Source organism: Pseudomonas sp. LARHCG127, assembly GCF_052871455.1.
The window spans coordinates 1-6231 of the sequence record NZ_JBIXJT010000038.1; the positions used below are offsets into that span (position 1 = coordinate 1).

At 63.6% G+C, this 6231-nt stretch carries 1 protein-coding gene; it reads left to right on the plus strand.

Translation table 11 applies throughout. The features are described from left to right. Positions 1 to 6231: amino acid adenylation domain-containing protein (locus tag ACIPQ1_RS28675; protein WP_446535146.1), on the plus strand; the 6231-nt coding region annotated here is incomplete at both ends.

Below are 6231 nucleotides of genomic sequence, written 5' to 3' on the forward strand. Positions count from 1 at the left end.
GGTGCCGCTGGGCGTGCCAGGTGAAATCTACATCGGTGGCGCCGGGGTGGCGCGGGGTTATTTGAACCGCGATGACCTGACCGCCGAGCGTTTCCTGAAAGACCCATTCAGCAATGTTCCCAATGCCCGCATGTACAAAACCGGCGACCTGGGCCGCTACCTGCCGGACGGCAACATCGAATACCTGGGTCGCAACGACGATCAGGTCAAGATCCGCGGTTTCCGCATCGAGCTGGGCGAGATCGAAGCCAAGCTCTCTCAACACGAGGCCTTGAACGAAACCGTGGTGCTGGCCCGTGAAGACGTGCCGGGCGACAAGCGCCTGGTGGCCTATTTCACCCAGCATTCGTCGGGCGAAGTACTAGACATCGAAGCCCTGCGCGCGCACCTGCAAGCGCAGTTGCCGGCCTATATGGTGCCGGTGGCCTACGTGCGCCTGGATGCATTGCCACTGACCCCCAACGGCAAGCTCGACCGCAAGGCCCTGCCTGCACCGGACCTCGATGCGGTCATCTCCCGTGGCTACGAGGCCCCGCAAGGCGCGGTCGAAACCACCCTGGCGCAGATCTGGCAAGACCTGCTGGGCCTGCAGCAGGTCGGTCGCCATGATCACTTCTTCGAACTGGGCGGGCATTCGCTGTTGGCCGTCAGCCTGATCGAGCGGATGCGCCAGGCTGGCTTGAGCACCGACGTGCGCATATTGTTCGGCCAGCCAACCCTTGCGGCGTTGGCGGCGACCGTAGGCGGCAGTAAAGACATCGTGGTGCCAGTCAACCGGATTGCGCTCGACTGCACGCGGATCACTCCCGACATGCTGACGCTGACAAGCCTCGACCAGGACGCCATCGACCGCATCGTGTCGACCGTGCCGGGCGGGGCGCGCAACGTACAGGATATCTATCCACTGGCCCCCCTGCAGGAAGGCATTCTTTACCACCACCTCGCCGCCGAACAAGGCGACCCTTACGTGCTGCAAACGCAGTTCGCCTTCGACAACCGCGAGCGCCTCGACGCGTTCACCCAGGCCTTGCAGGGGGTGATCGATCGCCATGACATCTTGCGGTCATCCATGGCCTGGGAAGGGCTGGACGAGCCGGTGCAAGTGGTCTGGCGCCAGGCGGTTCTGGGTGTTGAACACGTCCTCCCGCAGCATGAGGACGGCGACGTTCTCAGCCAGTTGAAGGCGAGCTTCGACGTCAGTCATCATCGCCTGGATATCCGCCAGGCGCCGTTGATGCGCGTCCGGTTCGCGCAGGATGCGATCAATCAGCGTTGGGTGGCGATCCTGCTGTTCCATCACATGGCGCTCGACCACACGGCGCTGGAAGTGGTGCGTCACGAGATGCAGGCGCACCTGTTGGGCCATGCCGATCAATTAGGGGCCGCGGTGCCTTACCGCAACTATGTGGCCCAGGTATGCCTGGGTGTGAGTCGTGAAGAACACGAAGGGTTTTTCCGTGCGATGCTCGGCGACGTCGACGAGCCGACGCTGCCGTTCGGTCTGCAGGATGTCTTTGGCGATGGCAGCGGTATCGAGGAAGCCCGACAGGCTATCGCGACCGACTTGAGTCGACGCCTGCGTACCCAGGCCCGCCGCTTGGGGGTGAGTGCGGCAGCCTTGCATCACCTGGCCTGGGCCCAGGTACTGGGCCGGGTCTCGGGTCGCGAAGACGTGGTGTTCGGCACGGTGCTGATGGGCCGGATGCAGGGCGGCGAGGGTGCCGACCGCGCATTGGGGATGTTCATCAACACCTTGCCGATTGGCGTGCAGGTCGGTGCGCAAAGTGTGCGGGCCGGCGTGCTGGCGACCCATGCGCGGCTGACCGGCCTGTTGGGTCATGAGCATGCTTCCCTGGCGTTGGCCCAACGTTGCAGCGGCGTCATGGCGCCAACACCGTTGTTCAGCGCGTTGCTCAATTACCGACATTCGGTCGCCGAGCCCATCGCGCTGCGAACCTCGTCAGCCTGGCAAGGCATCGAAGCACTGGGTAGCGAAGAACGCACCAATTATCCGCTGACGATGAGCGTCGATGACCTGGGTGAAGACTTCAGCCTGACGGTGCTGGTCGAGTCCCGGATCGGTGCCCAACGCATCTGTGGCTATATGCAAGTGGCGTTGGAAAGCCTGGTCGACGCGCTGGAACATGCACCACAGACGCCGCTGCACAGCCTGGCAATCTTGCCGCCGGCCGAGCGCAAGCAATTGCTCGAGACCTGGAATGCGACGGGGGCGACCTATACCCATGACCTGCTGATCCATCGGCAGTTCGAAGCCCAGGCCGCGGCCAACCCGCAAGCGGTGGCGGTGGTGTATGCAGACCAGGCGCTGACCTACGGCGAACTCGACGCCCGTGCGAACCAGCTCGCGCATCACCTCTTGGCTTTGGGCGTCCGGCCGGACGACCGGGTGGCGATCTGTGTCGAGCGGAGCCTGGAAATGGTCGTCGGCCTGTTGGGCGTGCTGAAGGCCGGGGCCGGCTATGTCCCCGTGGACCCGGCGTATCCGGCGGAACGTATTGCCTATCTGCTGCAGGACAGCGCACCGGTTGCGGTGTTGGCGCAGACCGTCACCCAGGGTTCGCTGGCCGCTGGTTCGGTGCCGGTCATCAATCTCGATAGCGGCGATTGGCAGGACGAATCCGTCTCCAGCCCCGAGGTGCCGGGGCTCGAAGCCCATCACCTGGCGTATGTGATCTACACGTCCGGTTCGACCGGCCTGCCCAAGGGCGTGATGGTCGAACATCGCAACCTCAGCAACCTGGTGGGCTGGCATTGCCAGGCCTTCGATGTGAAACGCGGCAGCCGCACCTCCAGTGTCGCCGGTTTCGGTTTCGATGCGGCGGCCTGGGAGATCTGGCCTTCGTTGTGCGCGGGGGCGACGTTGCTGTTGCCGCCGGCCCAGGCGGGCAGCGAGGACGTCGGCGCGCTGCTCGACTGGTGGCAGGCCCAGGCGCTGGACGTGTGCTTCCTGCCCACGCCCATTGCCGAATACGCGTTTGGCCGCAACCTGGGACACGATCAATTGCGCACCTTGCTGATTGGCGGTGACCGCTTGCGCAAACTGCCGGCCGATCTGCCTTTCGAACTGATCAACAACTACGGCCCCACGGAAACGACAGTGGTGGCCACCTCGGGGCGGATCGATGCCTCGCAAGCGGTGCTGCATATCGGCAGGCCGGTGGCCAACACCCAGGTCTACCTGCTCGATGCCCACCTGCAACCGGTTCCGGTCGGCGTCGCGGGTGAGCTGTACATTGGTGGCGCCGGGGTTGCGCGGGGTTATTTGAACCGTGCGCAACTGACCGCCGAGCGCTTTGTGAAGGACCCGTTCAGCGCCATGCAGGAGGCGCGGATGTACCGCACCGGTGACCTGGGGCGCTATTTGCCGGACGGCAACATCGACTATCTGGGGCGCAACGACAGCCAACTGAAGATTCGTGGCCTGCGTATCGAACTGGGTGAAATCGAGGCCAGGCTTGGCGCTTGCGCCGGTGTGCGGGAGGCGGTTGTCGTCGCGGTGGGAGAGGCCCCGGATGACCAGCGCCTGGTGGCGTATTACACGGCGCACGACAGCCTGGACCAAGGGCTGACAGCCGACAACCTGCGCGAACAACTGCAGGTGCACTTGCCCGGCCACATGGTGCCGGCGGCCTACATGCGCCTGGACGCCTTGCCCCTGACCCCGAACGGTAAACTCGACCGTCGGGCCTTGCCGGTCCCCGACAGTGATGCCTATTCAGGCCGTGGCTATGAAGCCCCGCAAGGCGAGGTCGAAACGGCGCTGGCGCGGATCTGGTCCGAGCTGCTCAAGGTCGAGCAGGTGGGTCGTTACGATAATTTCTTTGAGCTGGGCGGGCATTCGCTCATGGCGGTCAGCCTGATCGAGCGGATGCGCCAGGTCGGCTTGAGTGCCGACGTGCGCGTGCTGTTCAGCCAACCGACCCTGGCCGCGCTGGCCGCCGCCGTCGGCAGTGGCAGCGAGGTCAGCGTCCCGGCGAACTTGATTCCCTTGGACTGTGAGCACATCACCCCGGCAATGCTGCCGCTGGTCGCTCTGGACCCGCACGCTATCGAGCGCATCGTATCGACCGTACCGGGCGGTGCGCGCAATGTGCAGGACATCTACCCGCTGGCTCCCTTGCAGGAAGGCATTCTTTACCATCACCTCTCGGCCGAGCAGGGCGATCCCTATCTGCTCCAGACGCTGTTCGCTTTCGAGACCCACGGGCGTCTGGAGGACTTCTCGCGCGCGTTGCAACAGGTGATCGATCGTCACGACATTCTCAGGACATCGATACGTTGGGAAGGGTTCGAGCAACCCTTGCAGATCGTCTGGCGCAAAGCCCAGTTGAGACGGCAAGAGGTCGCGCTGGACCCGGTCGACGGCGATGCCGCGACGCAACTGCATGAGCGTTTCGATTCCCGGCATCACCGTCTGGATATTACCCAGGCACCGATGCTGCGTCTTGTGCATGCCTACGACACGGATAATGACCGCTGGCTGGCGATGTTGCTGTTCCACCACATGACGCTGGACCACACCGCACTGGAAGTGCTGCAACACGAAATACAGGCTTGTTTCTCGGGAGAGGTCGAACAGTTGGGCGCCGCGGTGCCTTACCGCAACTATGTGGCTCAGGCCCGCCTGGGGGTGAGCAGCGACGCCCACGAAGGTTTTTTCCGCGACATGCTCAGCGACGTCGACGAACCGACGCTGCCGTTCGAGTTGCAGGATGTGCAAGGCGATGGCAGCGGCATCGAGGAGGTCCGCCAGGACGTCGAGCCTGGCCTCAGTCGCCGGTTGCGGGCCCAGGCGCGTCAGCTCGGGGTGAGCGCGGCGAGCTTGTATCACCTGGTTTGGGCGCAAGTCCTGGGCAAGGTGTCGGGCAAGGACGATGTGGTGTTTGGCACGGTGCTGATGGGGCGGATGCAGGGTGGCGAGGGCGCCGATCGGGCGCTGGGCATGTTCATCAATACGCTGCCCTTGCGGGTGAGTGTGGCGCAAGCCAGCATCCGTGCCGGCGTCAAGGCCACCCATGTGCAATTGACTGCGTTACTGGGGCACGAGCACGCCTCATTGGCGCTGGCGCAACGTTGCAGTGGCGTGCAAGCGCCAACCCCATTGTTCAGTGCCTTGCTCAACTATCGCCATACCGGGGCGACCACCGCGATCGAGCTATTGCCGGCCTGGAACGGTATCCAGGTACTCAGTAGCGAGGAGCGGACCAACTACCCGTTGACGTTGTCGGTGGACGATCAGGGCGAAGCGTTCAGCTTTACCGTCATGACCCCGGCCCGCATTGGTGCGCAGCGGCTCTGTGGTTATGTGCGGCACACCCTGGAAAACCTGGTCCATATGCTTGAGCAACAGCCGGACAGGCCCTTGCAGCAATTGTCGATCCTGCCGGCCTCGGAACGCGAGCAACTGCTGGTGGCGTTCAACGCCACCGAGGCCAATTATCCGCAGCAGCAGACGATTCATGGGCTGTTTGAAGAGCAAGTGCAGCGTACGTCGGAGGCCGTGGCGGTGATCTGTGGCGAGCAGCGCCTGAGCTATGGGGACCTGAACGAACGGGCCAACCGTCTAGCCCATTACCTGCGCAAGCAGGGTGTACAGCCGGATTCGCGGGTGGCGATCTGTGTCGAGCGCGGTATCGACATGGTCGTGGGGCTGCTGGCAATTCTCAAGGCCGGTGGCGGTTATGTGCCGCTGGATCCGGCGTATCCGTTGGATCGAATTGCCTACATGCTCGAAGACAGCGTCCCAGCGGCGGTGCTGGCACAGACGGCGACCCTTGAGTTGCTGGCAGCAGCATCGATGCCGGTGATCAATCTCGACAGCGGTTTGTGGCAGGACGAGTCCGTCCTGAATCCCGAGATTGCCGCGCTGACGTCCTCGCACCTGGCCTATGTCATCTACACCTCCGGTTCGACCGGTCTGCCTAAAGGCGTGATGATCGAACACCGCAACACGGTGAACTTCCTGACCTGGGCCCATCGTTCGTTCGATGACGCCACGTTGTCGAAAACCCTGTTCTCGACCTCGCTGAACTTCGACCTGGCGGTCTACGAATGCTTCGCGCCGCTGACCTCGGGTGGCAGCATCAACGTGGTCACTAATGTGCTGGAACTGCAACAGGGCGAGCACGACATCACCTTGATCAATACGGTGCCGTCGGCGCTCAAGGCGTTGCTGGAGTCCGGCGGGTTGGGCGAGGGCGTCGATACGGT